The sequence below is a fragment of the Shewanella sp. 433 genome (assembly GCF_059338565.1).
Map to the genome: position 1 here is coordinate 1,695,374 of NZ_CM181703.1, position 26,775 is coordinate 1,722,148.

At 44.9% G+C, this 26,775-nt stretch carries 26 protein-coding genes; 15 read left to right on the plus strand and 11 right to left on the minus strand.

What is annotated here, in order from left to right:
* Positions 1–870 precede the first annotated feature (870 nt).
* Positions 871–3,039 carry an OmcA/MtrC family decaheme c-type cytochrome gene (locus AC5YB1_RS07550; protein ID WP_494521330.1) on the plus strand — a complete coding sequence of 723 codons (2,169 nt, stop codon included), beginning with the start codon at positions 871–873 and terminating at the stop codon, positions 3,037–3,039.
* Positions 3,040–3,179: 140 nt separating this feature from the next.
* Here the strand turns inward: AC5YB1_RS07550 and AC5YB1_RS07555 are convergent, their stop codons facing one another.
* Positions 3,180–3,656 carry a cupin domain-containing protein gene (locus AC5YB1_RS07555; protein WP_494521331.1) on the minus strand — a complete coding sequence of 159 codons (477 nt, stop codon included), beginning with the start codon at positions 3,654–3,656 and terminating at the stop codon, positions 3,180–3,182.
* 238 nt (positions 3,657–3,894) lie between these two features.
* Here AC5YB1_RS07555 and AC5YB1_RS07560 point away from each other — a divergent pair, with 238 nt between their 5' ends.
* The 3 genes from AC5YB1_RS07560 to AC5YB1_RS07570 all read left to right on the plus strand — a co-directional run bounded on the left by AC5YB1_RS07560 (position 3,895) and on the right by AC5YB1_RS07570 (position 7,033).
* Positions 3,895–4,251: a RidA family protein gene (locus AC5YB1_RS07560; RefSeq protein WP_494521332.1), complete on the plus strand. Its 357-nt coding sequence runs from the start codon at positions 3,895–3,897 to the stop codon at positions 4,249–4,251.
* Between the two features lie 213 nt (positions 4,252–4,464).
* Positions 4,465–5,658 (plus strand): NO-inducible flavohemoprotein, encoded by a 1,194-nt coding sequence (gene hmpA / locus AC5YB1_RS07565; RefSeq protein WP_494521333.1) that lies wholly within the window; start codon positions 4,465–4,467, stop codon positions 5,656–5,658.
* A gap of 385 nt (positions 5,659–6,043) precedes the next feature.
* Entirely contained in the window at positions 6,044–7,033 is a 990-nt protein-coding gene (locus AC5YB1_RS07570; protein ID WP_494521334.1) for a 4'-phosphopantetheinyl transferase family protein, read from the plus strand.
* Between the two features lie 222 nt (positions 7,034–7,255).
* On the opposite strand, the gene queF is transcribed toward AC5YB1_RS07570, so the two are convergent.
* Entirely contained in the window at positions 7,256–8,113 is an 858-nt protein-coding gene (gene queF / locus AC5YB1_RS07575) for an NADPH-dependent 7-cyano-7-deazaguanine reductase QueF (RefSeq protein ID WP_494521335.1), read from the minus strand.
* 60 nt (positions 8,114–8,173) lie between these two features.
* On the opposite strand from queF, the gene syd reads away from it, so the two are divergent.
* The gene (gene syd, locus AC5YB1_RS07580; protein WP_475514399.1) at positions 8,174–8,836 is read left to right on the plus strand and encodes a SecY-interacting protein; all 663 of its coding nucleotides are present in this window, start codon (positions 8,174–8,176) and stop codon (positions 8,834–8,836) included.
* A 114-nt stretch (positions 8,837–8,950) separates the two neighbouring features.
* Here the strand turns inward: syd and AC5YB1_RS07585 are convergent, their stop codons facing one another.
* Together AC5YB1_RS07585 and AC5YB1_RS07590 are read right to left on the minus strand one after the other, a co-directional pair.
* Positions 8,951–9,724, minus strand: a complete 774-nt coding sequence (locus tag AC5YB1_RS07585) for a Zn-ribbon-containing protein (RefSeq protein ID WP_475514398.1) — start codon at positions 9,722–9,724, stop codon at positions 8,951–8,953.
* Positions 9,724–10,059 carry a hypothetical protein gene (locus AC5YB1_RS07590; RefSeq protein ID WP_494521336.1) on the minus strand — a complete coding sequence of 112 codons (336 nt, stop codon included), beginning with the start codon at positions 10,057–10,059 and terminating at the stop codon, positions 9,724–9,726. The genes AC5YB1_RS07585 and AC5YB1_RS07590 overlap by 1 nt, the downstream gene beginning before the upstream one ends.
* A gap of 115 nt (positions 10,060–10,174) precedes the next feature.
* Here AC5YB1_RS07590 and AC5YB1_RS07595 point away from each other — a divergent pair, with 115 nt between their 5' ends.
* Entirely contained in the window at positions 10,175–10,579 is a 405-nt protein-coding gene (locus AC5YB1_RS07595) for a DUF3192 domain-containing protein (protein WP_475514396.1), read from the plus strand.
* A gap of 141 nt (positions 10,580–10,720) precedes the next feature.
* Here AC5YB1_RS07595 and AC5YB1_RS07600 read toward each other — a convergent pair whose 3' ends face one another.
* Positions 10,721–10,951, minus strand: a complete 231-nt coding sequence (locus AC5YB1_RS07600) for a DUF2789 domain-containing protein (RefSeq protein ID WP_475514395.1) — start codon at positions 10,949–10,951, stop codon at positions 10,721–10,723.
* Between the two features lie 272 nt (positions 10,952–11,223).
* Between AC5YB1_RS07600 and AC5YB1_RS07605 the strand changes: the two genes are divergently transcribed.
* A complete protein-coding gene (locus AC5YB1_RS07605; protein ID WP_494521337.1) occupies positions 11,224–11,874 on the plus strand; it encodes a GNAT family N-acetyltransferase in 651 nt (216 codons plus the stop codon).
* The gene (locus tag AC5YB1_RS07610; RefSeq protein ID WP_494521338.1) at positions 11,867–12,181 is read left to right on the plus strand and encodes an Mpo1-like protein; all 315 of its coding nucleotides are present in this window, start codon (positions 11,867–11,869) and stop codon (positions 12,179–12,181) included. The genes AC5YB1_RS07605 and AC5YB1_RS07610 overlap by 8 nt, the downstream gene beginning before the upstream one ends.
* 1,386 nt (positions 12,182–13,567) lie before the next feature.
* Here AC5YB1_RS07610 and AC5YB1_RS07615 read toward each other — a convergent pair.
* Positions 13,568–13,957 carry a DUF3301 domain-containing protein gene (locus AC5YB1_RS07615; protein WP_475514392.1) on the minus strand — a complete coding sequence of 130 codons (390 nt, stop codon included), beginning with the start codon at positions 13,955–13,957 and terminating at the stop codon, positions 13,568–13,570.
* Entirely contained in the window at positions 13,954–14,967 is a 1,014-nt protein-coding gene (locus AC5YB1_RS07620; protein ID WP_494521339.1) for a DUF3549 family protein, read from the minus strand. Before AC5YB1_RS07620 ends, AC5YB1_RS07615 begins: the two co-directional genes overlap by 4 nt.
* 149 nt (positions 14,968–15,116) lie before the next feature.
* Between AC5YB1_RS07620 and AC5YB1_RS07625 the strand changes: the two genes are divergently transcribed.
* From AC5YB1_RS07625 to purU, 5 genes are all read left to right on the plus strand, one after another.
* On the plus strand, positions 15,117–15,437 hold the full coding sequence (locus tag AC5YB1_RS07625; protein ID WP_475514390.1) for a YqcC family protein: 321 nt from the start codon (positions 15,117–15,119) through the stop codon (positions 15,435–15,437).
* 22 nt (positions 15,438–15,459) lie between these two features.
* Positions 15,460–16,257 carry a tRNA pseudouridine(65) synthase TruC gene (truC, locus tag AC5YB1_RS07630; RefSeq protein WP_494521605.1) on the plus strand — a complete coding sequence of 266 codons (798 nt, stop codon included), beginning with the start codon at positions 15,460–15,462 and terminating at the stop codon, positions 16,255–16,257.
* A gap of 495 nt (positions 16,258–16,752) precedes the next feature.
* On the plus strand, positions 16,753–17,217 hold the full coding sequence (locus AC5YB1_RS07635; protein WP_494521340.1) for a flavodoxin: 465 nt from the start codon (positions 16,753–16,755) through the stop codon (positions 17,215–17,217).
* Complete coding sequence (locus AC5YB1_RS07640; protein ID WP_494521341.1) at positions 17,181–18,647, plus strand: PTS transporter subunit EIIC; 1,467 nt, start codon at positions 17,181–17,183, stop codon at positions 18,645–18,647. Before AC5YB1_RS07635 ends, AC5YB1_RS07640 begins: the two co-directional genes overlap by 37 nt.
* A gap of 77 nt (positions 18,648–18,724) precedes the next feature.
* Positions 18,725–19,558 (plus strand): formyltetrahydrofolate deformylase, encoded by an 834-nt coding sequence (purU, locus tag AC5YB1_RS07645; RefSeq protein ID WP_494521606.1) that lies wholly within the window; start codon positions 18,725–18,727, stop codon positions 19,556–19,558.
* A 219-nt stretch (positions 19,559–19,777) separates the two neighbouring features.
* Here the strand turns inward: purU and AC5YB1_RS07650 are convergent, their stop codons facing one another.
* The 4 genes from AC5YB1_RS07650 to map form a co-directional block, all read right to left on the minus strand.
* Positions 19,778–20,122: a DUF3718 domain-containing protein gene (locus AC5YB1_RS07650; RefSeq protein ID WP_494521342.1), complete on the minus strand. Its 345-nt coding sequence runs from the start codon at positions 20,120–20,122 to the stop codon at positions 19,778–19,780.
* 313 nt (positions 20,123–20,435) lie between these two features.
* Positions 20,436–21,260, minus strand: a complete 825-nt coding sequence (gene dapD / locus AC5YB1_RS07655) for a 2,3,4,5-tetrahydropyridine-2,6-dicarboxylate N-succinyltransferase (RefSeq protein WP_494521343.1) — start codon at positions 21,258–21,260, stop codon at positions 20,436–20,438.
* A 47-nt stretch (positions 21,261–21,307) separates the two neighbouring features.
* Complete coding sequence (gene glnD / locus AC5YB1_RS07660) at positions 21,308–23,878, minus strand: bifunctional uridylyltransferase/uridylyl-removing protein GlnD (RefSeq protein ID WP_494521344.1); 2,571 nt, start codon at positions 23,876–23,878, stop codon at positions 21,308–21,310.
* A gap of 103 nt (positions 23,879–23,981) precedes the next feature.
* Positions 23,982–24,779, minus strand: a complete 798-nt coding sequence (map, locus tag AC5YB1_RS07665) for a type I methionyl aminopeptidase (RefSeq protein WP_494521345.1) — start codon at positions 24,777–24,779, stop codon at positions 23,982–23,984.
* Between the two features lie 290 nt (positions 24,780–25,069).
* Here map and rpsB point away from each other — a divergent pair, with 290 nt between their 5' ends.
* Complete coding sequence (gene rpsB, locus AC5YB1_RS07670; protein WP_110458609.1) at positions 25,070–25,798, plus strand: 30S ribosomal protein S2; 729 nt, start codon at positions 25,070–25,072, stop codon at positions 25,796–25,798.
* 119 nt (positions 25,799–25,917) lie between these two features.
* Positions 25,918–26,766: a translation elongation factor Ts gene (tsf, locus tag AC5YB1_RS07675; RefSeq protein WP_475514383.1), complete on the plus strand. Its 849-nt coding sequence runs from the start codon at positions 25,918–25,920 to the stop codon at positions 26,764–26,766.
* The last annotated feature ends 9 nt before the right edge of the window (positions 26,767–26,775 follow it).

The following is a 26,775-nucleotide window of genomic DNA, read 5'->3' on the forward strand; positions in this document are numbered from 1 at the left end:
AAGCTTTACGCTATTGACGTAATTATTATCATGTTCACTTTTATGAACTTTCGAACACTCCTTATTCGTTTTGATGGTATTAGCATATGGTAGGTGACATATGTTAATAGCGACAATGTGATTTTAGTGGTTTGTAGGTTTTTAATGTTGTTTAAATGAGGCTTTTTATTTGGTATTGATTTTTATTTACAGTTTTATATGTTAGTTATTTTTTTGAGGGTAAAGTCATTATCGTCAGGTTTTTATTGCTAATTTCCTCATTGTTAATTTATCCGTCATAAAATTATTTATTGTTAAGTTATCAATTTTCAAGTTGTTTTTATTGTTCTTTACTATTTTTTGTCGCTCAATTTAATTCTTCTTGATGAGTTCTCTTTGTTATTAGTTGAGTTCAGGGGGGCTTGCTTGTTTTAATATAGCTATTCTTATGTTTTTCATTTAAAGCGCTGTATTTAATCGTTTTTATTTGGATTTTGTTTTGTGGTGTTGCTATTTTTATCCACGTATTGATATGTCATTTTTTATCTGTTCTATTTTTACATAGAGCTTGCTACCAAGGTCTTATAGATATTTATTATAAATTAAAATCAGGGCTTTTATTATTTTTTTTGTGAAAAATTTAAATGTGGTGGTTGTTATTGATAATTTTTAAGTTGATCACGGTATTGCATTTAACTTGGTATGATAAATGTTAATTCATTTTAAATTAAGGTTGGCTTAGTACGGTTGATTCACTTAATCTTTACATTTGTTTCAATTTAAGTCGTTAGTTGTATTTAACAGTATTTAAATAATTAGCAGGTAATGATTAAGTACCAACTTAAATAAAATAATAAATTTTCTATGTTTTAAACATAAATGGGAGAGACTATGAGTGAGTCATTTAATAAGTCGATTATTTGTGGCTTAGTAATTGCTGGCCTAGCGATGGGTTGCAGCGATGGCAATGATGGTAAAGATGGTCAAGACGGGACTAACGGCAGTGATGGTAGTGACGGTGAGAATGGCATTGTTATCGCGACTTCAGCCGAGTCATTAAGCTTAGAATATATCACTTATGGCTTCGATGCCGATGGGGTGCGTTCTGCCACATTTAAAGTGACTAATGAACAGGGCTTGCCTGTTGTTGGTGTGCCCTCGGTACGTTTCTTGAGTTCGCAATTGGTTCAGAGTGAGCAGGGCTACAGCGAACGACAGGGACTTGGCTATGAAACCTGTACAACCGAAGCAGATAGTTGCTTAACCGATCATAAAGACGGTACTTATACCGTGGTGAGTACCACCAAAATCGGCGAGTTAGATTTTACCGATAAGTCTTATGTATTTGATGAAACAGCGCCACAACGCTTTATGGTACGCGTACAAGCCTATAACGGTATTCCTGGAATTGGTAGCGTGCAAGATATTATGCAAGAAGTTGATTTTATGATCGACGGCTCTGCAGTCACCTTGACTCGCGCTATGGTGAGTACCGAAAGTTGTAATGCCTGTCATACCGATATCGCTTATGCACGTTACGATAGCTATTATCGTTCACCGCATTATGGCAACAACGTTGAAGCGTGTACCACCTGTCATACCACTGGCGAAAAAGACGGTAAGGGGACTATTGTTGAGCGGGCTCACCGTTGGCACAGTGGGTTACCTAATAATCTAGTCGCCAGTTCTTATGATTGTACTAGCTGTCACGTCACCGAAAATAACGACACATTGCTTAATGGTGATGAATGGCTCAGTAAAACCGCTAATGATAAGGCCTGTTTGAGTTGTCACAGTGCGGACACACTTAAGCATGGCAGTGATTTGCCATTAAGTTGTGCTAGTTGTCATGATGTGGCTGAAATGCATCTGGTTAAACAAGACGCTAAAAAAACTGCGCGTGATGCATATAGTGTCGATGTCACCCAAGTTTCGCTGGCACCAGTAACATCTATGCGTAATGGTAATACCTACGAAACGGCTGAAATTACTTTCACCATTAAAGTGTTAGACCATGCTGGTAAGCCTTTAGCTGTGTCACCTAAAGATGCAGGTTTCTTTGCGGACATGCGCGCTACAGTGGCATGGGACATGGAAGCGGGTTACCGCACTTTGACCACAGAAACTAAACCAGATGGTGGCTTGAGCCGTATGGCCAACCATGCGATTAACTACAAGTTTGTTGGCGTCGATCCCATCAGTGGCGATCCAGCGACAGGTGAATATACCTATGTAATATCTGGGGATTTAGTGGATGATTTGAGCAAAGGTAGTACAGGACTCATCATTCCTAATAGTACCGATAGCCAAACGGGTATTTTAGCCATCGAAACGACGTTGAAAGCCGATGAGAAAACAGGTCAGCCTGATGCTGATGGGGCCTTGACTGAGCGTTTGCGTTCAAGCTCAAGTTTCTTTACGTTAGCCGGACTGAGCGATACGCCGCGCCGTCAAGTGGTCGATAATGCCTTATGTGCTTCGTGTCATGGCGACCAAGCTTATGGGTATCATGGCCGTCGTAATGATCTAGAGCAGCAATGTGTAGCTTGTCATAACTTAGGTAACGCCGAGTGGGATAAGTACCATATGGCTGAGCAAGTTGCGCCGAAAGATACGGTATTAAACCATATCTCTTGGAATACCTTTGTGCATGCTTTACACGCACAAAACCGCGATGAGCAGAAACTGGAAGAGGGTGCCAAACGCCAATTTAAGTATCCAGCAAGGCTAAACGATTGTGCCCAGTGCCATGTGGATGGCAGTGCAAGCCTAACTGAGATTGAAAAAGCGAATGCGCTGATCACTCGCCACGATTATGTTGATAACGCTGATTTCTTTGCCACCAGCCCAGCTGCAGCAACCTGCTGGTCATGTCATGGCCCTTACGGAGGGGATTCATTGAAGGCCCATATGCAAAGTAACGGCGCCACTTTTGAAGTCAAAGTCGACAGTAGCAATGCTACATTTGACGGTGATGTCGTGGTCGATGTTAATTTGCCTAGAGAGTCGTGCTCTGTGTGTCACTCAACCAACAAGTTAGCTGAGTCGCATCAGTTTTAGTGGGTAGGGCAAGGTTATGCTTTGCCCTGATGCAGTAACATCATTTCCCTGCAAAGTTTGATGGTAATTAAAGTAAAAGACCCGATATTCTCGGGTCTTTTTATCTGTGCAGTATGTGGGCTTATCTGTTTAGCACTGTGTTATTCAGGGCGACTCAGGCGCTCAATAATGGTTTGGTGCTGCGGGTATTGGGCGAGTAGGGTTTGTTGACTAAACAACTCAAAATTATCGAAAGTAAACCCAGGTGAAACCATGCAACCGACCAGTGAAAACCCGGGCTGGTTCATCGCCGAGCCGAAAATGCAGCCTTTGGGTACTAAAAATTGTGGACGTTCACCCGCGGCGATGTCGAGACCTAACTGGGCCGTGGTTAATTCACCTTGTTCATCAATCATATAGATAGTTAATGACTGCCCCGCATGGAAATACCACATCTCATCAGAGGTTAAGCGATGAAAATGCGACACCTCACCAGTACGCAATAAAAAGTAGATGCTGCTCCACAGTGAGCGCGTGGCATCGAAATCACTTTGTGAGCGAAAAGAGGATCGATAGTAACCACCTTCAACATGTTGTTCGAGTTCGAGTTGTTGAATAAAGTCATCGGCTGTTTGCATGTAAAGTACCTATTAAATGTCTAAATTATGTAGAGGGCATAGCGTGTGTTAGTGGCATGAGTCATGCCATTTGCTTATGAGGTATGCTTGTACTGCGCCATTAAACGCGCTCTTAAAATACTTGTCAAAGCCAATCCCGCTTTGATGTTACTTAAGGCGCTATTTTTATACGGCCGCTAGCCCAAGTCAGTTAATGACATTACCATAGCGAGCTAATAATCGATTAAAGGAGTTATTAATGACACAGAGTATGAAAATTGAACGCCTCAATCCCACAACACGTTGGTCAGATGCCACTGTGTATAACGGTATTGGTCATTTTGTGGAAATTGCAGCCGATACCGACGCGGATATTGCAGGCCAGGTGTCACAGATCTTTGCTCAAGCAGAAGCGACATTGGCGCACATTAACAGCGATCATTCGCGTTTACTGTCGGCAACGATTTATATTACAGACTTTACTTACCTCCCCACCTTTAATGCACTGTGGGATGCCTGGTTACCCGCAGGGTGTGCGCCAAGTCGAGCCTGTATAAAGGCTGAGCTTGCCGACCCTAACTATTTGGTTGAAATTGCTTTTGTCGCTGCCGTTTAGCAAGGTTACTGTGTGCGACGGTGTCGATTAGCAGCGCTCTGTTTGTCGACATCCTTGGTGTTCTATCTTATTAAGTCGTGGCGCCTTGATGGCATTTTAGCGCGATAAGTTTAACTTACTTTGTCGAGGTTGTTTAAAAACATTGATCTAAATCAAATACATCTTTATTATCCGTAAAAATATATATTATTTACATGTTAAAGGTGTCGCACTATGTTAGATAAGCAAACTATTCAAATCGTCAAAAGCACGATTCCGCTATTAGAGTCTGCGGGCCCCGCGTTAACCAGCCATTTTTACCAGCGTATGTTTGAGCACAATCCTGAATTAAAAGATACATTTAACTTAGCCAATCAACATAATGGTGGTCAGCCAGTCGCGCTATTTAATGCGGTTGCGGCTTATGCGAAAAATATCGATAATTTAGCAGTGCTCAGCAGCGCAGTGGAGCGCATCGCGCAAAAACATACCGGCTTTTTAATCCAACCAGAGCAGTACCAAGTTGTTGGGCATCATCTGTTAGCCACGCTAAAAGAGTTGGGCGGCGAGGCAGTAACCGATGAAGTACTCGATGCATGGGGTCGTGCTTATGGGGTATTAGCCGATATTTTTATTGGCCGTGAGAGTCAGCTTTATCAAACTCGTGCCGAGCAAGCAGGTGGCTGGAAAGGGACGCGGGCTTTTACGATTACCGCCAAGCAGCAAGAGTCTGAGGTGATAACTTCATTTGTTCTCACTCCAAATGATGGCCAAGCGGTTATGGATTTTGTACCAGGGCAATATTTAAGTGTGCAGGTACAAGATAGCGATTTTGAGCAACAAGAAATTCGCCAGTATTCGTTGTCAGATGCCCCCAATGGCAGTAGCTATCGGATCAGTGTTAAGCGTGAAGTGGGTGGCTTAGTCTCATCTAAACTGCATGATGGCTTTAATGTGGGTGATGAACTGGCGGTGATCCCACCCGCGGGAGACTTTGTGCTGGCGGTCGATGATGACACGCCAGCGGTGTTGATTTCAGCGGGTGTGGGACTGACCCCAATGATGAGCATGCTTAATCAGTTGATGGGCTCTGAGCATCACAGCGACATCACTTGGTTACATGCCTGTGAATTTGGGGCGTTTCATGGTTTTAAGTCAGATATTAAGCAAAAAGCGGCTAGTTATGAGCCTTTAGCGGCCTATACCTGGTATCGCGAGCCAAGCAGTGATGACCGTATCGGTGAGGATTATCAGTTTACTGGTACTATCGAGTTGGACAAGGTTGCAGGCAGATTACTCCCTCATGCGCAGTACTATTTTTGTGGGCCTGTGCCCTTTATGGCTGAGGTAAAGCGACAATTGTTAGCACTTGGCATAGCGCCTAGTCAGTTGCATTACGAGGTCTTTGGCCCGCATCAAAGCTTGTAATTAATCGCTGCTCGATTGGCTAGATAAAAAATAGGCTAGAAAAATAAAGGGCCCAGCACGTTGAATACACGGCGCTGGTCCCGTCACGTATAGGGGAGCGTCGCTTTCGCTTAATCTTGCTTAAGAGCGCCATTTGTTTTATCTCATTACTTATTTTTATCCCATCACTCATGTTAACCCGCCACTGAGTTTATACAGCGTTTATACCGCCGCTTAATGTAGAGCATCGAGAACACGAGGGAGATGAAGGCAAGGGGAAGTTAAACGTATTAACCTTTCGGTGTGCTTAATCCTTAATTAGTGCTTTTTGCTGCAAACTCATCGCGATTAATGCCACCGGAGGAGGTTATACTAGGGCATATGTTCTCTCATGGTGTTTGCTATCGTGTCCGCATTTGCTTTATCTCAGCCTTTATCGGCAGTGACCCTCTATTTTTGTGATTTGGCGCCTCAAGGGGTAAGGCAAACACAGTTGCAGCAATTGCGCTTTTGGCTACCTGATGACGAGCAAGCCAAAGCCGACCGCTTTATACAGCCTGATGCGCGCGTGAAAGGCTTACTGGTACGCAGTTATTTACGCGCTATATTGTCGCTGTACGCCCGTGACATGGGAGTTGAAATTGCTCCTTCGCAATGGGAGTTTACTTACCTTGATAAAGGTAAGCCTGTGTTGTCCGCGGCTTGTTTCGCCCGTTGTCCGTTATTGTTCAATATCAGCCACAGTGGCGATTATCTGCTGGTGGCCATCGCTCATGCTAACCACTGGCTCTCGCTTGGGGTTGATATTGAGCGCCAACGTGAGAGCACCAATATCTACCCTATTTTAAATCATTATTTCACTCGTGATGAAACCGATAGCCTACTGGATTTACCGCTGGCGCAGCAACGAGCCCGCTTTTTCGATCTGTGGGCGCTTAAAGAGTCATATATCAAGGCTAAGGGCTTGGGGCTAGCATTATCACTTAAATCCTTTAGTTTTGCCTTTGACTCGCGACAGCATGATGATGTTATGAATGCTGAATCAACTTCACTACCAAGGGTTACTCAAACTGAAAATATACAGATAGTTGCTCACCAACAGGACTCAGCGCCAGATAGTCAGTTGCAAGTCGATAATCAAGCGTGTGCAAGGCGTGCTTTACGTGAGGGGATGCAAGCTCAGATTGAGCGCAATATTACCTTGTCGTTTCATGATGAGCAGGGGAAACGGTCGAGCGACAGTTGGCAGTTGGTGTTAGGCCACTTAGATGCGCAGTATCGCTTTGCACTAAGCCTTGAGCGCGCTAAGGCTACAGATGCTCAATCTGAGGCTAAAGACAGACCGATGCTGCTGGCAAGGCATCTGAACGTGCAGCAATTATTACGCTGTTCTTAAGCTCTTTATCATGGGTGTGTTTGTTAGTACGCGGCATTGGCTGTGCGTGAATTCTGTCGCCAAGGATCTAGCGAGTGTTGGATACTGGTGTGGAGTAGAGTAGTAAAAAAGCCCGTTAGTCATACGGGCTTTTTATAAATCAAATCGTTGAGTAGTCACGTCGTTGGGTAATAACCGTCACGGTTATTGGCTTCTCGCTTTTGCTAGCAAGCGGCTAAGTGACTATTGGCGCGCGAGGCGATGGCTCTCCGGTGGATTTTCAAAGTCGCTACGATAAGGGTTAATGTCGAGCCCTCCTCGGCGAGTATAGCGAGCATACACGGTTAATTTAGCGCAGTGGCATAACTTTTTGAGATCCACAAAAATACGCTCAACGCACTGTTCATGAAACTCGTTGTGCTGACGAAACGAAATCAAATAACGCAGCAGTTTTTCACGATCAATCTTAGGGCCTTGATAGCGAATCATCACTGTGCCCCAGTCCGGTTGTGAGGTGATTAAACAGTTGGACTTGAGCAAGTTTGAGGTTAAGGTTTCTGCGACAATACTTTTGTCATCGGTGCTGTCGATAAGGTAGTCGCTGCTAAAATCATAATCATCGACTTCGATATCTAAATCATCGATGCAGGTACCGGGAAGCTCAACGATTCTTTGGCTACCAAAGTGCTTTGGCTCGATAATTTTAACCGAGATTTCTCCTTGAGCATATGCGCAAAGATCGTCAGTTAATGTCTGCTGCACCTGTTCAATGCTGTTGAATTTAGTTTGGTTAAAACTATTGAGGTACAGCTTGAACGACTTAGATTCGATTAAGTTGGCGCTATTCACATCTAAGCAGAACTCGGCAATGGCAACCATGGGTTTACCTTTGGCATTGAGCCATGAAAGTTCATAACCTGTCCAAATATCGGCCCCATGAAATGGCAATTGATGGCCTAAATCAATGGCATCACGATTAAGTTTACGCGGCACGCCCTGTAATAAATTGGCATCGTACTGTGCTTGGTAGCCCGTCGATTTACCTAAGGTTAATTCTGCAAGGGCGGGAGCATCACTGTATGGGTCATGAACTGGTGTCATCGAGTGGATTTCCATGTCAAAATAGCCTTACATTATACTCAAATTTTGGACTGCTGCTAAGTGTCTTCTTTACCTGCTTTAGATAATTTTTTTGACGTTTACCACCAAAGTTATATTGAAAAGCTAGCTGAACCGCCTAGATATTACCCTGAAGGTGAAGATTCTGAGTGCATTTTAAGCGAAGATAAAGCCCATGTGGTGAATCGTCCAGAGGTTGCTGTGCGTTGGCTGGCTGTTGAGCGGCAATCCCCCGGCGGCTTTAATAATATTGAACATGCCTTAGAGTTGAGCCTGCATCACAGCATAAATGCCTTTTATGGGGCTTACTATGCGGCGCCGTTAATGTTTGATTCTGCCTGGGGGCAAGGCGAACTGCTACAGGTGTGGAACCATCAAGATTTTGAATATTTACAGCAAAACTTGATTGGGCATTTAATGATGAAGCAAAAATTGAAACAGAGTCCCACCTGGTTTATTGGTGTGCTTAACGAAGGCGATCAGATGTTGGTGGTCGATAATAATGACGGCAGTGTCTGGCTGGAGATCCCTGGGCAGGTGCCTCATCAACGGTTAGCCGAGAGTTTAAATGAGTTTATCGATGCGTTATCTCCCAGAGTATGCCCGCCGGTTAAGCATATTGAAGAGTCTCTGCCCGAGCTTGACCATCCGGGGATATGGCAGCGGATTAAAACCATGTGGGCCAATCTCAGAGGTAAAAGCTAAAGGTTTATGTTGCAGGCTAACGTTAACAGTACTGCTAAGTCAATCTGGCTCATCAATGTATGCCCCATTGATGAGCCTGTTGAGGTGAGTTCACTAAAGCTATTTTTTAAATAGTTAAAGGTGATCCCATGAGATGTTAGAGACAATACGGCAGTCATCACACCGAAAGTGGAACATATCTAATAAGGGCTCATCGAGTAACCAGTCTTGATTGCCACAGCGCGGGCATGGCCGTTGTTGCTCAGACGCTAAACTTTCGCCCCCAACGCGATATAAGTAATAGTAGGTGGGGATGTGTGTTAGGTATTCAACGCGGCCGCGCAGATCCCAACCTCGTCTAAACAGGTCGCTGTCGCTCGAGGTTAATTCTTCAAGTGCGGCAAATTCGGCTTTGGTGGCCGCAGCCATCTGCAGTTCATCACAGGCTTGCCATTCAGTTTGCCATTTAATGATACGTTTATGATCGCCATTAAAGGTGGCTGGGATCTGGTATAGCGGGATAGGTTGTAAGGTATCACCGTTGCGAAGTGGGGAGCACATATGCACGTAACTGGTGTAAATTAGCTGCCAACTGGGCGTCTCTGTACTGGTCACTTCTGAATTGATATCTTGGCCGATATATTTTTCGCGAGGGTGCAACAGTTTTGCTTCGGTCAGCTGAGCTAAGGCGTGCTCGACCCATGGGCTGTTATAGCGTTTTGCTAGGCTGCTTTTTTCTGGCATCAGCAGACGTACGCGAAATTCCCCGTCATTAAATGCCACTGCAAATTCGCGCCCAAGGACTTGGCCGTTAGCACGGTAAGCTTCGAGAAGCCCATTGATAGCCTGTTCTGCCGCGGTGATGGTGGTGTTATCGAAGCATTCAAATCTTAATTCCACGACGTGCATTAATGGTTATCTCGCTGTGTGAGTTTGGCTTCTAGGGCGGAGATCCTATTGATTAACTCCTGTTGCTGTTGTGTTAAGGCATGCACTTGTTGCTGCAATTGCGCTAAGGCGGTCTCGGCACTGGCGGACTGCTCTACCACGGTGGGCAGGTGATAGCTTGCATCAAGCGCCGCCACTTCTTCCTTAGATAACGCCTTAAAATGTTGTATGCCTTGAATGAGCACTGGCATAGGCAATGCGTTTCCCAGCTTTGATTTTATCAGTGCCAGACTAGGTGTCTTGCCGGAGTCGACAATCGCTTTTGCCACTGCAACGACCTGTTCGATTGGAGTCATAATGAGTGAAATTCCTTACTTTTTAGCAATTATGGTATCCATTAAAAGAACCGACCAAATAAAAAACATTATTATTCATATAGATAGTTGTTTGGCATGCACTTTGCTGTAATTAATGTCGATTATAATAGATAAACAGGGAGTTAAAGTGAAAACAAAATTACTGAGTTTGATTATTTTGACAGCATCAACCATTGGAATGTCAGGTTGTGTGATCAATATTGGCGACGAAGAGGGCGGCTGGGATAAGGGCCATAGCTGGCAAGCCACGCAAGCACAAAATCGGGAAAATTTGTCGAAGTTGGCCATCGGCATGAATAGAGAGCAAGTGATTTCACTAATGGGCACGGCTGATTTTACTGAAGCCTATGTTAAACAAGGCCAAGAGGTCGCCATACTCTATTATCGTACCCAGCGCATCAGAGGAGATGGTACGACTACTAAAGATGAATGTACGCCGATAGTCTTAGCCGATAACAAGGTTACTGGTTGGGGCGATGCGGCCTATGCTAACCTCTAAGCATGGCTGCTCAGTTAAAGGGTTAATCATCTTGATCCCGCTATACGTCACATGGCGAAATGATAAAGGCCATAACGACTATTAGACACTTGGCTCGTTATACGATATCGAGCCAAGTCTATCTACTCTTTACCTGCAAGTTTATGCTCTTAACTGCGCATCTAGCTGATCGATCACCTCTGTCCACTGCGCATCTTCTTCGAGTGATTCTTTAATAAAATGGCGTTGAGATGGGTTCCAAAAGTCGGCGTTAGCAATATGGATATTGTCTGCCATTTTGTGTTGCGCAATAAAGTCTGCTATCGCCTGATCGCTATTAGGTAGTCCTAGCTGTGCAAATAAACTATTGAGATTGGGTGTAGTGATATCCATTTTGGGCTCCTTAATTAATATCGAATCAGTTCATTGAGTATGGAACAAAATGATTAAGTTACTGAAATATTATGAACCTGTTTGTCAGTACCCTATGCACTGTAGCCTGCAGCGCGTAATCAGTATGCCAGTAAATTATCTACTGAAAATTTTTATTACATTTCGAAGTGGATGCAGATATTAGTCAGATTAGGCGGACAAAGATTATGCTTTGCACTAATTAACACTTTTGTTACATTGGAAAGGTTGACCGCTAATTTGGACATTCAGAAATGAATAGCAAAGCCCCCATACAGACCCTCAATGGCTATAAGGCTGTATATTTAACCGCTGAAGATCTTCGCATCGCAGCTTCCATCTTATATAACGCTTACCATGATGATGCTTTTTTTATGGCCGCTTTATATCAAGGCGACAAAGCGCAATATGAACAAAATTTGCGCGGGGCAATTCGCGAAGAATTACATACATTGTGGCAAGAAGAGCAAGCGTTAATTGGCCTGTTTGATGATCAAAGACTTGTTGGGTTAGTGTGTATTGTGACTCAGCAAGTGCCTCTTGGTGAAGCACGATATTGGCATTGGCGACTAAAAATGTTAATCAGTACTGGCTGGCGCTCAACTCAAGCGTTAATGAACAAAGAAGACTCCATTCTAGAACACTTACCCAGTACTCATTGTGGTATCTTGCAATTTATTGCGTTGACACCAACAGAACAAAATAAAGGCTTAGGAGTGTGGTTAGTCGAGGCGGTGATTAGTTGGTGTGATGAACAACCAAAGCTTGATGGCATTGGTGTGTTTGTAACCGAAGATAAACATGCTCATCTGTTTTCCAAACTGGGGTTTGCCGCAATAGAAAGCTTGGATATCGACGGTGTAGAGGGCGAACTGTTATTTTATCGCAGCGCCGAAAGTGAATAAGCCTTTACACCGTTTTAGCGATTTTTACCCGTTTTATTTATCACAACATCAGCATCCTATGTGTCGTGCGCTGCATTATGTTGGTAGTACTTTGGTATTACTATTAATCGCCTTAGCAATCTCACTGGGTAACGTTTGGGTGTTATTACTGCTTCCTATTGTGGGCTATGGTCCAGCTTGGCTAGGACACTATGCTTTTGAGCATAATCGCCCCGCGACGTTTACTCACCCAATATACAGTTTTTTGGCAGATTGGCTGATGTTTACGCAGTGGGTAAAATCGTTATATAAAATTAAACCCAAATAACAAGAATAGCTTGGGCTAATGGCTTTTATCGAGCGAATTGCTTTGTGGCGGTTAACTCCTTATCTCTCATCTAGATGTAAGAGATCTCTTACAATGATGTGAGTGATTAACTTTTTCATTGAGTGTTTTATGGGGTTTTTACATAGTAAGCTTTTATAAAACAATGGCTTAAATTATATTTTTTTGCAGGTTATCCCTAGCATGTTGAGTATGATTGTTTTTATCATCGTACGCTAGAACAAAGCTTGGCCTTATAATAACCGCAGTTAAGGAATTGAGCTTAAGTCACACCTTAAATGACTTCAGGATGAAGTGCTTGGGACAAGGTGATGGATGGAGTCAGGATGCACTCTAGTGACATGGGATGTGACAATAAGGAATAACGACTTAAGTCTTTAGTACAAGGATTGTCTTGCTGGATGCACCAATGCTTAATGGAATGAGCGATTCAGTTAAACGGAATAATTGAACTCAGGAAAAACAGCTAGGATGTTAAAGGATCTGTTTGGAGCTGGCAGGATGCCGCAGCATTAGGGATGAAGCAGGGAGCAGTGTGATAGCAGGAAGGCTAACAAAAGTATACTAGGCGCACTTTTTAGTGCGCCTTTTTCTTTGGTTAAATATAGGCCTGCTCTCGTCATTGCATGTTGGCCTTCTCGAGTTAACAGCTGCTATGTTGTTAACATTTATTGGTGTATAAACCCACATCTGCTCGTGATCTTGTGAGCTATCTCTTACAACAGCGTAAGACTTTGGGGGAGTTACCACTAGATAAAAACTCATCTTTTATTTTAATTTTCAATTTTTTCATACGGTTATTAACGGTTTGGCTGGTTAAGATAGCTTGTTATGGCAATGCTAATGGTTATTACCGGTCAAAATATTTCTCGGTGTTTTACAATTGATCGTGTTCAAGGATGAATGCTTATGGACAATGAATCAGGATGATTCAGTGCTGTTAGGATTGATAGCATACTAGGAGTGGCAAGGATGTAGCGCTCAGGATGAGTGCAAGCAGACTAAGGAAGGCCGAATATTCATGGATGAACGCGCTCTGCCTAGGATGGCAGTAGACACGGAGTGTGTAGCAAGGAAGCACAAGGACGACAAAGGACATGCTTAAGGAGTAAGCAAACTTGGTAAAAGGATGACCAAGTAAAGGGACAGTACGTCAAGTACAAGGATGCAAGGGATACAGGGAAGAGGCAAGGAGCAATTCGAACCCATGGATGGTGCAGGGAGCACAGGCATAGCAGGATAGCTTAGCGAAAGACACAAGGCGCGACTCTTTATTGAGCCGCGCTTTTTTTTGGAGACTTTCACATATCGCCTGGATTGAGTTCAGCTTCACATTATCTTTTTTGAGCCTGTTTTATAGGCTTAGTGCTATTTACAGCCATTGGGTTTACAGCCGCCACGACTACCGCAACCGCCGCCAATAGAGCCGCTGGCTTGTGGTGCATCTAACCATTCGGGTTCAGGAAATATTGGCCACTGAATTTTTTGGATCTTTTTTCCATGCATCCAGATAGTTGCTTGATATTGATTGAGGCCGTCGGTACTAAAATCCAATAGAAACTTAGCTTTCCATGTGAGACCACTATTACCGCCTATGCTGGGGCGAGCCGATTCCATGGCGATAGCCAAAAACTGCACTCGTTGTTTTTTGCATTCGCTATTGGCAAACAAACGGCTTACTTCAGCCATCTGTCTTAATTGCCAGAAAAAGGCGGCAATGATCACGAGCGCCGCAATCAATAAAAAGTCTGTCATCATGCTTTCGTTACCTTAAATAATCCACCAATTGCGGCAGACAGTACTGTGCTGCGATTAGGATTACGGAGTTCCATTAATAGCTCGGCTCTAATCGCTGGAATAGCTACGATATCAGCAAAAATTTGGTTAAAGAAGTGTTGATCTTGTTTTGCAAGGGCTTCGAGATAAAGAGTGCGGGTCTGATCGTCTTTTAGGGCCATCCAATTGCGAGCGGCAATGGTAATTAGTGTCTCTTTATCTAAACGGTCGTGCTGAGCAAAGTAGTGAATGGCTTTTTGAGAATATTTAGCTTGAGATGCTAAAGCGCGCATAAAGTAGAGTTTATGTTCAGCCTTTACGCTATAGAGTTTCTCCAGTAAGCGCTCTGCAAATTCGGCAGAAAGGGTTAAATGTTCTAATTGCTGACATATAGCGATTTGTACCTCTATGGCACCGTGCTCTAAAGCGTTTTCAATCTGAGCTTGGTGATCGAGTTCATCGGCGTGAACACAAATATCGGCAATCCCTTGCAAACCCACATCTTGCCAGCGGCTGGTATCCGCTTGGCCGGAGAGGTATTGATAGGCAAATTCATATTGCGCAGAAGCCACTTGGCCGAGCTGCTTTCTCACTAGAGCATTAAACAGCGCCAGCTTTTCGGCGCTAGGCTTAAAGGCGAAAGGGTGATTGGCCAGTCTATTTTGTTGCTCTTCAGATATGGGCTGGGTGGGATCGTTGCCCAACGCCTCAAGCACCATACGAATAAATTGGGTTCTTGGCGCAGGAGAGAGCAAGCCTCGCTCATCAAGAGGGAGTTTTAAAAACCAGATGTAATACTGTTTTGATGCGTCCCAAAAAACCAATGCAAATTGAGCATGGCCTTGAATAGGTGAAGGGTAAGGCGTTGCTAGCTGCTCAATTTGGGAAAATGCTAACTTATCGATATGTTGTACCCGGCGGCCTAGATCATAGATTTCGAATTGAGAGTTGGCCGTGGTTAAAAATTGGGTGAGAGTGGTGATTTCAGTCATGAGTTAGAATGCCGTTACATGTGAGGACTAGATTTCAATGGCCGTTATTATAGGGAGAACTCTACCGAGATGGTATAATTTGGCGCAAAATAGCCAAGATATCCGTCACTAGAGACAAGATCTATCGTCAATGATGCTAGGAAATTACAATGTTGTACCGGTTTACCCAAAAGCAATTAGCTCTCATTACGCAGGAACTAAAAGCGCAGGCGTTATGGGCTGATGAGCCACCGTCAGCGCAGGCCATGGCCGATCCTACGCCGTTTGCTTGTGAGTCAATGCCATTTGAGCATTGGCTGCAATTTATTTTTATTCCCAAGATGAATGAGCTTGTGGCCCAGCGAGCTCCTTTGCCAACTAATATTGCGTTAGCACCGATGGCTGAATACGTATGGCAGCACCGCATTGAGCTGCGAACGTTAATTAGCATTATTAATCAATTAGATGAGTGTTTAAGTGAACCAAGATAATCCAATAGTCGATCCGCAAGCGATGCCCTGTGATGAAACCTGTAGTGCCGCAGACTCAGCGCCAGAGATAGTTATTCTTTATGAGGATGAAGATCTGGTCGTGATCCATAAGCCCGCTGGCTTATTGGTGCATCGCAGCTATCTTGCTCGCCGAGAACGCTTTTTTGCCATGCAAATGACGCGTGACAAAGTCGGCTGCCATGTGTTTCCGGTACACCGCCTAGACAGGCCAACATCGGGTGTATTGTTGTTTGCTAAAAGCAGTGAAATGGCTAATGTTTTGTGTCAGCAATTCGCCTCAAAAGCGGTTGAAAAGCACTATTTAGCCATAGTGCGTGGAAATATGTTGCAAGGTGATACCTTGGATTATCCGCTTAAACAGGAGTTTGATGAGCTGGGCGATAAGGATGTCGACCCTAATAAGGCGGCTCAAGAAGCGCAAACCAGTTACCAGCCTCTGCTAAACTGTGAAATACCCTATGCTTCAGGACGCTATCCTACCAGTCGTTACGCATTGGTGCAGTTAACGCCTCATACGGGACGTAAACACCAACTTCGCCGGCACATGGCGCATCTGCGTCATCCAATTGTGGGTGACACCACCCATGGTGATGGTAAGCAAAATCGCTTTTTTAGGGATCACTTTGGCATCAATCGTTTATGGCTTATCGCTAAAAAATTAAGCTTCACTCATCCAAGAACGGGTGAGCCTATGAGTGTCGAAACCGAGTTAGAACCAGAGTGGTTGACCTTGTTTGAGGCCTTTGGTTGGAATGATGAATTGTTGTCTGATAAGCCAAGCTTACTGATCGCACGCTAATTATGTTGGTTTAATACCGCTCATTGCCTACTATATTTTACCGTTATCATCAAATGCCTTACGCCACCTTGAATAAAAACAAGTGTCAGTGCGTAAGGTATTTTCATTGAAGGTGTTTATTTAGTCATACTCATCGGTAAGTGTCAGTCGGTGCTCTGCGCCGTAGATAAGTTACTGGTTATGACTAGAACAGGACTAACGATCGGTTAGCTATTTACACTCTTGTTTATCTTTATCAGTCTGATGGGTTAACAACTCAGTTTCTTTCTTGATGGTCAGTTCGTATGGTTGCAGCGGGGCAAAAGTGTGGACGGTTCTGAAATAACACATGCGTCTAATATGAGCGCTTCGTTGAACATGCTTTAGATGTTTTTTTCGGCTAGAGTGTCGCATCTAATTGATCCTTGAAACTCAATAACCTAGTGTAGCTATCAAGCTTTCAATAAAGTATTGTTTGAATTATATGTAAATTCTGTGCCGAGGGCTAAAGAAAAAATGAAAAAAGTTAATCTAGTTTTTGGAACTGTTTATGGCAACGCCCAGTTTGTGGCCGAAACCTTACAAGCACAACTTGTCGAGGCCCAATGGCCTGTGATGCTTAGCGCCCCTGAAACCTTGACGGGCTTTGTGCCGCCAGAAGATGAGTTGCTACTCATCGTTACATCAACTACAGGACAGGGGGATATTCCAGACGAGCTTAATCTTTGGTTTGAGACGCTGCGACAGGCAGCACCTTATCTACCTAAGTTAGCTTACGGGGTCATTGCCTTGGGTGACTCAAGTTATGAGACTTTCTGCCATGCAGGAATTAAGTTTGATGAGCTATTAACTGAATTAGGTGCTACTAGGGTCGGTGAGCTACTTAAGCTTGATGCTTGTGAAACCATGGAGCCCGAGCTCGCGGCTAAAGCCTGGTTGAGTCAATGGCTATTAATGGCCTCACCGAATCACGTCGATTGAAACAACTCCGTCATCAATGGTTTAAGTTTGCCCAGCGACTAAGCCAGTCATTGCTATTGCCCATCGCGATTTTACCTGCAGCAGGGCTGATGGTGGGGTTAGCTTTCAACCCTATTGCGTTTATTTCGGCCAATAGTGCCGTTGTAATGTTAGCCATAGGTGAGTTGATTTTCGCTATGATGCCGATGCTATTTGCGGTGACCATAGCGATAGGGTTTTGTCGTGATCAAGGGATTGCCGCCTTTACTGCAGTATTTGGCTATAGCGTATTTTTTGCCAGTTTATCGGCGTGGGTCGATATACATCAATTTGATGCGCAGAGCATATTAGGGGCGCAAACGTTCGACACTGGTATCGCTGGTGGTATTGTTGTTGGTGCAGTGACCTGCATCGCGGTTAGGCTTAGCGAGCGGCTTAGACTGCCTGCAGTGTTCTCGTTTTTTGAAGGCCACCGTAGCGCTCCGTTGTTAATGTTACCTATCGCCATGGGGTTGGGCTATGGTGCCCTGTTGCTATGGCCGCCACTATCTCACTGGATTGAGGGCGTCTCAGATTGGGCCGTGTATCAAGAGCCCGTATTGGCCTTTGCTATCTACGGTAGTGTTGAGCGGCTATTAATCCCATTTGGATTACACCATATTTGGAATGCGCCGTTTTACCTTGAAATGGGGCAATATGCTACCGATAGCGAAGTTGTGAGGGGCGAAGTTGCCCGTTATTTAGCGGGCGATCCTAAAGCAGGTCATTTAGCTGGTGGTTATCTGATTAAAATGTGGGGGTTACCTGCTGCGGCACTGGCTATTTGGCGCTGTGCGGATAAAAGTGAGCGTAATCGCGTCGCAGGAATCATGCTCTCAGCAGCGGGGGCAAGCTGGTTAACTGGGGTGACCGAAGCCGTCGAATTTGCCTTTATGCTTGTCGCGCCATTATTGTTTTTAGTGCATGCCTTGATGACCGGGCTTGCCTATGCGGTGGCTATTGCCTTAGATATTCACCACAGTGTGGTGTTCTCCCATGGGCTGGTGGATTTTACCTTATTGTTTGGATTGTCACATAATACACATTGGTTTTGGGTATTAGGCCCGCTGACGGCAGTGATCTATTATCTGGTGTTTCGTATTTCCATTATGACCTTTAATTTGAAAACCCCTGGGCGAGTAGAAGGACAATCGGCACCACCTCTAGGTATCATTGCCATGATCTCAGCCTTAGGTGGTAAAGATAACATCAGTGGATTGAGTGCTTGCTTAACTCGGCTGCGGATAGGCATTAAACAGGCCGAACTTGTGGATAAGCAACGCCTAGCACAACTGGGGGCAAAGGGTGTGGTGATGGTCGGAAGTGGCGTACAACTGGTTTATGGGACTAAAGCTGAACGCATTCGTCGCTTGTTACAGCGGTATTTAGACCGACATAAACCGTCATCATAACGGCTGAGTTATCGGGCTAGCTAATGAACAAAACAAGCGTCATTATTGGCTTAGATCGAGGTTAATGGAGAAAAATGATGCAACGAAAAGTACTGATCACCGACTGCGCCGATGCGCCGGGGTTAATCACTAAAATTACCGCTGTCTGTTATGCCCACGGCTTAAATATCGTTAAGAACAGTGAGTTTGTTGATAATGCACAGGGGCGATTTTTTATGCGCACCGAGGTCGAAGGCTGTGAGGATGAGCAGGGGTTACTGTTCGATGTAGGGAAGGTATTACCGCCCCAGCGTCATCTTAAACTGGTGACCAAAAGCACCAAGCGGATTGTTGTGATGGTAACCAAAGAGGCTCATTGCCTTGGCGATTTACTTATGAAAGCGTATTACGGTGCTTTAGATGTTGAAATATCAGCAATTATTGGTAATTACGATCTACTCAAACCATTAGCTGAAAAATTTAATATCCCGTTTTATCAGGTGTCTCATGAGGGCTTGACTCGTCATGAACATGAGCAAGCCATGTTGGATATTATCGTGCAATATCAACCTGATTACCTCGTTTTGGCTAAATATATGCGGGTGTTAACCCCGGAGTTTGTAGAGCAACACCCTAACCGTATCATCAATATTCACCACTCTTTTTTGCCAGCTTTTGTGGGGGCTGCACCTTACCGACAAGCGTGGGAACGTGGGGTGAAAATCATTGGCGCCACGGCGCACTTTGTCAATAATTGCTTGGATGAAGGGCCGATTATTAAGCAAGATGTGATCCCAGTGGATCATAGCTTTAGCGCCGATGATCTGGCTCAATGTGGTCGTGATGTTGAGAAAAGCGTGTTGAGCAAAGCGCTGCAATTGGTACTGCAAGAAAATGTCATTGTTTATGGCAATAAGACGGTGGTGTTTTAATAGCTGTGACGCTAAATCTGCGGTGATGGTATCAATGAGCATATAAAGTCTTGGTTGACCCGTCGCTAGGCGACGAGGTCAACTGAGATCAAATCTCAAATCTCAAATCTTTAACTTAGAATTGCTAACCTATCGGCTACGTAGCTTCTGCTTTCGTCACTGGTTTGTTGATTACGGCTAATCTCTCTAGGTTTACGCTCCATGCTTTATGATAAGTCGTTAATAGTTAACGGTAAGTGGCTGCATATCCTCATAATGCATGGCAATATCTGTGATGGTTACACTTCCTTTGGTGTAACGTAATATCTGCTGTGCGGTACGCTCTGCGCCTTGGGACTGAGCGAACTGGTAAAAGCTCTGCTGATTACAAACGAGCCTAGGGAAAATACGCTGTTTATTGATGCGGTATTCCCGCATGGTGCCATTAAACTTAACGACGTTGTTGCTGGCCCCTGCTTTGCAAACGGCAATTAAAGCGTTTTCCATCTGCACTGTCATGGCTGCCTGAGTTGAGAAAGCCAATGGCGCTAAAGCAATGACAGCGATCGAGAGTAACTTTTTCATGTTGAACTCCTAGCATTTTTTATGGCGGTTAAGGTTGAGTTAAGTCGTTTTTAGCGCCAAAAGCTGTGAGTAAATTGTCTAAAAATGTATTTTTATGTGAGGCATGTATCGAATGGTATCTGCAGGTAAACAAATGTGTCTTTGTGGGGGCCAATAGGTCAGAGAAGAGAGCTCAAAGGTTAAGGGGATAGGGCGATGAATAATTAGTACAAGGTAGTACAAGGCTATTAGCATAGAGCAATGCCTGTACCCAGCGTATAAAAAAGCCAGCTGATAGTGCTGCAGCTGGCGTTAATATTAGGTGCAACGGTGATTAATCAACGATACGCAGTAGTTCATTAATGCCCACTTTGCCGCGAGTTTTGGCATCGACTTTCTTGACGATGATCGCCGCATAGAGGCTGTAAGTGCCACATTTTGACGGTAAGTTACCCGACACCACCACAGAGCCGGCAGGAACGCGGCCATAATGCACTTCGCCAGTTTCACGGTCAAAAATACGTGTGCTTTGGCCAATGTAGACGCCCATAGAGATAACCGAGCCTTCTTCAACCACAACACCTTCAACAATCTCAGAGCGGGCGCCGATAAAACAGTTATCTTCGATAATGGTGGGGCCAGCTTGCAGCGGTTCAAGTACACCGCCAATGCCAACGCCGCCTGACAAGTGCACGTTTTTACCAATTTGTGCACATGAGCCCACAGTTGCCCAAGTGTCGACCATAGTGCCTTCGTCGACGTAAGCGCCCAAGTTGACATATGACGGCATCAATACGGTATTTTTGCCGATATAAGAGCCTTTACGCACAGCTGCAGGAGGTACCACACGAATCGCTTCCGCTTTAAAACGTGCTTCGTCGTAGTCGGCAAATTTCATCGGCACTTTATCAAAGTACTTAGTTTCTGCACCGTCGACCACTTGATTGTCGAAAATACGGAACGAGAGTAAAACGGCTTTCTTCAACCATTGGTGCACATGCCACTGACCATCAATTTTCTCGGCGACGCGTGCCTCGCCTTTATCAAGCATATTGATGACTTTTTCTACGTCGGCACGCACGCTGGCATCGACCGTGGTAGGGGTAATTTCTGCGCGAGCTTCAAAAGCTGCCTCAATACGTTGGCGTAAAGCCTCCATTAACGTCTCCCGATTATCATTAAAGATGATTGCTGAATAAAAAGTATTTAGTTACTTGGCTCGGCGAGCGCTTCGATTAACGCGGCGCTGAGCTCCTCTTGTTGAGCTGGTTCTAACTGTTTGCCATCGGCGGTTTGCAACATAAAAAAGTCTTCTGCACGCTCACCAATCGTGGTGATCTTGGCCGCCAGCAGCGTGACCTGACAACGATAAAAAATATCACCGACCTTAGCCAGTAAGCCAGGGCTGTCTAATGCAATAAGCTCCATTAAGGTGGTGCCTTGCTTGCGCGCGGGTAAAAAACTCACCTGAGTCGGTACCCTAAAGGGTTTCATCTTACGCGGCAATTTTTTAAATTTGGGCAGTTTGGCGGTATCGCTGCTTAAGGCTCTGATCAGGGCTTTTCTTAAGCTCTGAATTCGAGATAACTGCGAAACTGGGCTGCCATCTTGCTCTAAAATGACGAAAGAATCCAGTGCATATCCATCTTTTGAGTTCATGATATTAGCATCATGCACATTGATGTTTTTATTATCGAGTACCGCCATAACAGTGGCAAATAATCTCGGTTTGTCTGGAGTATAAACAAATAATTCTGTACCACCACGAGTGGTGTGTTTGGAGATGAGTACTAAGGCTTCATCATGTTTATGTTTAAGGATAGCCTCGGCATGCCAAGCTACTTGATTGGGCTGGTGACGCAAAAAGTAATCGGCTTTAAAGCGTAACCATAATTGGTCGAGGCTTTTTTCTTTAATGCCGCGTCTTAGCAGCTCTTTTTTTGCCTTGGCTTGGTGTTCGCGTACACGGGCACGAATATCAACCGGCTTTTCTTTGCCGCGTGCTAGCACCCGCTGCGTCGAAAAGTAAAGATCGCGCAGTAACGAGCCTTTCCAGCTGTTCCAGGTTTTTTCATTGGTGGCACAAATATCCGCGACCGTCAGGCAGTAGAGATAGCTTAAATGCACCGCATCTCGCACTTTATCGGCAAATTCAGCAACCACATCAGGGTCGGAAATATCGCGGCGCTGCGCCGTTACCGACATAATCAGGTGATTCTCGACTAGCCAGCTAACCAGTCTGCCATCGTGTTTATTTAAGCCGTGTAGATCGCAAAATGCTTGAGCATCGACTGCGCCCAGCTTGCTGTGATCACCGCCGCGGCCTTTGCCTATATCGTGAAAAATGGCCGCCAAGACCAGTAAACCTTTTTTAGGCAGCTGATTAATCAGCACTGAACCAAGTGGAAATTCCTCTTTTTGCTCGGGTTGAGAAAACCGCTCGATATTTAAGATTAATCTATGGGTATGTTCATCGACCGTATAGGCATGGAACAGGTCAAACTGCATCTGACCTTCGATACTGCGCCAAGCAGGTAAGTAGGCAGACATGATCCCGTGGCTGTGCATCAATGATAAGGCCGCAATACCGCGCGGATGGCGTAATATTTCAAGAAATATCGCCCGGCACGGCTCATGATGCATTAGCGGTTGGGTTTGTGCACGCCGCGCTCGGCGAAGCTGGCGCAGGGTAGGCGCGTAAATGGCTTTAATATTGGAGTTACGCGCCACTTGTAAGAAGAGCCCCATGATCTCGGCGGGATCGTCAAAAAGGTTAGGCTTAAGACACTCGATAAAGCTACTACGACGTTGGTAGTTTTCATCGATAGGGAAGATTTCAAGTGCCGTAGTGTGACCTAAGGTTGCCCGTTTAAACAGTTGCAGCAGCATCTGGTTAAGCTCCATCACCCGGCGCACCGTGCGATAGTAGCGTTTCATCATCTGTTCTACCGCAAGCTGAGTTTTATCTTTATAACCAAGTAATTCAGCAACTTGACGCTGCAAGTCAAACAGTAAACGGTTTTCGTCACGGCCAGAGATAAGGTGCAGTGCAAATCTCAACTGCCACAAGTATTCTTGGCATTCGAGTAGTTCGTCTAACTCTGCTTTTTCTAAAAAACCGTGGGCGACTAAGTCTTCGGTGCAGCTGGCATTAAAGTAGCGCATAGCTACCCAAGTAATGGTTTGAATATCGCGTAAACCACCAGGGCATGATTTGATGTTGGGTTCGAGATCGAAGGCACTGGCTTTAGCGTGCCGGAGAATCTGTTCATCGCGCTTAGCAATAAAAAACTCACTGGCAGGCCAAAAGTTGGCTTCTCTTACGCGGCGATATAACTCTGCAAATAACTTGTGTGGACCACATAGCCGCCGCGCTTCGAGCAAGTTGGTTGCTATGGTAATGTCATTACGGCCTTGATTGATAGTGTCATCAACGCTGCGGACGCTATGGCCCACTTCTAAGCCAGCGTCCCACAAAAAGGCGATATATTGCCCCAATAGGTGTTCACCTTCTTGGGATAATTGTCCGTCAATCAAAAACAGCAGATCTACGTCTGAGTGCGGGTGCAGTTCGCCACGACCATAACCACCAACCGCGATCAGTGCCACAGGATGTTGCTCAAGTTGATGAGAACGCCATTGTTTGCACAGTAACGCATCTACGGCGCGACAGCGTTGCTTTACCAGCAAGGTAACCGACTCGCCCGCATTAAATCGCTCTAATAGTTGCTCGTTTTGCAGTTTTAAGGCTGATTTAGCGTTCAGTGCGTTATTCATTGGTATCCTTCGGGGAAAGGCTGCGGCTATTGCCGAACCGCAGCCTGATATTATCGTAATCCACTCTCCACTTTACGCACTACTTAAACGGAAAGTACAGCAATTAGTGATTGATTATGCGCGGGAAGTCTTCTTCTGAACGTAGGGTCAATACTTCAACCCCTTTGTCAGTCACTAATAGGGTATGTTCCCATTGGGCCGAGTTTTTACCGTCAGAGGTCGTTACCGTCCAGTTGTCATCTTTATCTAATACGCTTGTATGACGACCCGCATTGATCATTGGTTCGATGGTAAAACACATGCCAGGACGCAATACGGTCTTGTCATTGTTTTTGTAATGCATGACTTGGGGTTCTTCATGAAAACCAGCGCCGATACCATGGCCACAGTAATCGGTTACGATACTGTATTTCTCTAGACCGGTTTTCTTACTCTTAATGTATTTCTCAATGATGGTGCCAATTTCACCTAGCTTCATACCTGGACGCACCTTTTTGATGGCTTCGTATAAGCTTTCTTGAGCGACACGGCACAAACGTTTGTCTTTGGCGCTGACATCACCAATCAGAAACATTTTTGAGGTGTCACCATGGTAGCCATCCTTAATCACGGTAATGTCGATATTGAGGATATCGCCATCTTTTAAGGCTCTGTCATTGGGAATGCCATGACAAATCACCTCATTAATAGAGGTGCAAATAGATTTCGGGAAACCGTGATAGTTAAGTGGCGCCGAAATTGCCCCTTGCTCTGCAGTATATTTGGCACAGATATCGTTAAGCTCATTCGTGGTGACGCCCGCCTTAACGTAAGGGGCTATCATCTCTAGAACATCGGCGGCTAATTTGCCCGCAGCGCGCATTTTTTCGATCTCTTCGGCTGTTTTAATCACTATACTCATTAGGCTTTCTCTTGTTTCTCGGTAGTCTTATTTTTGGCGCGTCAACTATGCTAAAAATTTGTGTTTTCGCTGGTTTCATGGTATAAAGCGCGCCGTTACGTTTGACTCTTGATTACTTGTCATCTGACCAGGTCTTCTGACGTTTGGTTAAGAGCGAATCTGGCGGCCATTATACATGGCAATTACTAAATACTAAATCACACACGTATCGACACGTTCTCCGGGGTGCCTATAAAAGGTCGGAGATATGGGATGCGTGGAGGTCTAACCCCCAATTTTAAGGTAATAAAATGACTACAGTTTCAATGCGCGACATGCTTCAAGCCGGTGTTCACTTCGGTCACCAAACTCGTTACTGGAACCCAAAGATGAAGCCATTCATCTTCGGCGCTCGTAATGGTGTTCACATCATTAACCTAGAGCACACTGTGCCTATGTTCAATGAAGCACTAGCGTTCATCAGCAACGTAGCATCTAAGAAAGGGAAAGTTCTTTTCGTAGGTACTAAGCGCGCTGCAAGCGAAGCTATCAAAGAAGCAGCAATTTCTTGTGATCAGTACTATGTTGATAACCGCTGGTTAGGTGGTATGTTGACTAACTGGAAAACAGTTCGTCAATCAATCAAGCGTCTAAAAGATCTAGAAAGCCAGTCAATCGATGGCACTTTCGACAAGCTAACTAAGAAAGAGGCGCTAATGCGTACTCGCGAGCTTGAGAAACTAGAAAAGTCTCTTGGTGGTATCAAGAACATGGGCGGTCTACCTGACGTTATCTTCGTTATCGGTGCTGACCATGAGCACATCGCGATTAAAGAAGCTAACAACCTAGGTATCCCAGTTGTTGCTGTTGTAGATACTAACTCTTCTCCAGACGGCATCACCTACATCGTTCCTGGTAACGATGATGCTATGCGTTCTATCCGTCTGTACACTGAGTCAGTTGCTGCAGCTGCTAAAGCTGGTCGCGGTCAAGACCTAGCGGTTCAAGCTGAACAAGACGGTTTCGTAGAAGCTGAATAATAAGGCGAGATGAATTTCATCGCCCTTATTAACCAAGATATATGATTGGTGAACAGGGGCCCTTAAGGCCCCTGTTTTATATCATTTGATTTGTAGATTTACCTATAGAGGATTTAACAATGGCAATTACTGCTGCCCAAGTTAAAGAACTACGTGAGCGCACTGGCGCTGGCATGATGGATTGTAAAAAAGCGCTAACTGAAACCAATGGTGACATTGAGCTAGCGATTGAAAACATGCGTAAGAGCGGTGCTGCTAAGGCTGCTAAAAAAGCGGGTAACATCGCTGCTGAAGGTACTATCCTTATCAAGCAAGGCGAAGGTTTCACTGCACTTTTAGAAGTTAACTGTCAAACTGACTTCGTTGCTAAAGACGGTAACTTCCTAGCATTCGCTAACGCAGTACTTGATGTTGCTGCTGCATCTAAAGTGACTGTTGAAGACCTAAAAGCACAGTTCGAAGAAACGCGTGTTGCACTAGTGGCTAAAATCGGTGAAAACATCAACGTACGTCGCGTTGAGTACATCGATGGTACTAACACTGCTTCATACCGTCACGGCGAACGCATCGGTGTTGTTGTCACTGGTGATGCAGACGAAGAAACACTTAAGCACATCGCAATGCACGTAGCGGCTTCTAAGCCTGAATACGTTCACCCAGAAGATGTTCCTGCTGATGTTGTTGAGAAAGAAAGAGCCGTTCAAATCGAAATCGCGATGAATGAAGGCAAGCCTCAAGAGATCGCTGAGAAGATGGTTGCGGGTCGTATGAAGAAGTTCACCGGTGAAGTTTCTCTTACTGGTCAAGCTTTCATCATGGAACCAAAGAAAACAGTTGGCGAGATTCTTAAAGAGAAAGGCGCTACTGTTACAAACTTCATTCGTTTAGAAGTTGGTGAAGGTATCGCGAAGAAAGAAGAAGATTTCGCTGCTGAAGTTGCAGCACAAATCGCTGCTTCAAAGGCGTAATCGCCGCTT

What these genes read in the sequence shown, in the direction of transcription:
- AC5YB1_RS07650 (WP_494521342.1), bottom strand. Translation starts at nt 20,122, where the DNA reads ATGAAAAAGTTACTCTCGATCGCTGTCATTGCTTTAGCGCCATTGGCT.
- AC5YB1_RS07560 (WP_494521332.1), top strand. Translation starts at nt 3,895, where the DNA reads ATGACACAGAGTATGAAAATTGAACGCCTCAATCCCACAACACGTTGG.
- truC (WP_494521605.1), top strand. Translation starts at nt 15,460, where the DNA reads ATGCCCTGTGATGAAACCTGTAGTGCCGCAGACTCAGCGCCAGAGATA.
- hmpA (WP_494521333.1), top strand. Translation starts at nt 4,465, where the DNA reads ATGTTAGATAAGCAAACTATTCAAATCGTCAAAAGCACGATTCCGCTA.
- tsf (WP_475514383.1), top strand. Translation starts at nt 25,918, where the DNA reads ATGGCAATTACTGCTGCCCAAGTTAAAGAACTACGTGAGCGCACTGGC.
- AC5YB1_RS07640 (WP_494521341.1), top strand. Translation starts at nt 17,181, where the DNA reads ATGGCTATTAATGGCCTCACCGAATCACGTCGATTGAAACAACTCCGT.
- queF (WP_494521335.1), bottom strand. Translation starts at nt 8,113, where the DNA reads ATGACACCAGTTCATGACCCATACAGTGATGCTCCCGCCCTTGCAGAA.
- AC5YB1_RS07595 (WP_475514396.1), top strand. Translation starts at nt 10,175, where the DNA reads ATGTCGATTATAATAGATAAACAGGGAGTTAAAGTGAAAACAAAATTA.
- AC5YB1_RS07590 (WP_494521336.1), bottom strand. Translation starts at nt 10,059, where the DNA reads ATGACTCCAATCGAACAGGTCGTTGCAGTGGCAAAAGCGATTGTCGAC.
- map (WP_494521345.1), bottom strand. Translation starts at nt 24,779, where the DNA reads ATGAGTATAGTGATTAAAACAGCCGAAGAGATCGAAAAAATGCGCGCT.
- dapD (WP_494521343.1), bottom strand. Translation starts at nt 21,260, where the DNA reads ATGGAGGCTTTACGCCAACGTATTGAGGCAGCTTTTGAAGCTCGCGCA.
- AC5YB1_RS07625 (WP_475514390.1), top strand. Translation starts at nt 15,117, where the DNA reads ATGTTGTACCGGTTTACCCAAAAGCAATTAGCTCTCATTACGCAGGAA.
- AC5YB1_RS07605 (WP_494521337.1), top strand. Translation starts at nt 11,224, where the DNA reads ATGAATAGCAAAGCCCCCATACAGACCCTCAATGGCTATAAGGCTGTA.
- AC5YB1_RS07635 (WP_494521340.1), top strand. Translation starts at nt 16,753, where the DNA reads ATGAAAAAAGTTAATCTAGTTTTTGGAACTGTTTATGGCAACGCCCAG.
- glnD (WP_494521344.1), bottom strand. Translation starts at nt 23,878, where the DNA reads ATGAATAACGCACTGAACGCTAAATCAGCCTTAAAACTGCAAAACGAG.
- rpsB (WP_110458609.1), top strand. Translation starts at nt 25,070, where the DNA reads ATGACTACAGTTTCAATGCGCGACATGCTTCAAGCCGGTGTTCACTTC.
- AC5YB1_RS07585 (WP_475514398.1), bottom strand. Translation starts at nt 9,724, where the DNA reads ATGCACGTCGTGGAATTAAGATTTGAATGCTTCGATAACACCACCATC.
- AC5YB1_RS07615 (WP_475514392.1), bottom strand. Translation starts at nt 13,957, where the DNA reads ATGATGACAGACTTTTTATTGATTGCGGCGCTCGTGATCATTGCCGCC.
- AC5YB1_RS07550 (WP_494521330.1), top strand. Translation starts at nt 871, where the DNA reads ATGAGTGAGTCATTTAATAAGTCGATTATTTGTGGCTTAGTAATTGCT.
- AC5YB1_RS07600 (WP_475514395.1), bottom strand. Translation starts at nt 10,951, where the DNA reads ATGGATATCACTACACCCAATCTCAATAGTTTATTTGCACAGCTAGGA.
- AC5YB1_RS07555 (WP_494521331.1), bottom strand. Translation starts at nt 3,656, where the DNA reads ATGCAAACAGCCGATGACTTTATTCAACAACTCGAACTCGAACAACAT.
- purU (WP_494521606.1), top strand. Translation starts at nt 18,725, where the DNA reads ATGCAACGAAAAGTACTGATCACCGACTGCGCCGATGCGCCGGGGTTA.
- AC5YB1_RS07620 (WP_494521339.1), bottom strand. Translation starts at nt 14,967, where the DNA reads ATGACTGAAATCACCACTCTCACCCAATTTTTAACCACGGCCAACTCT.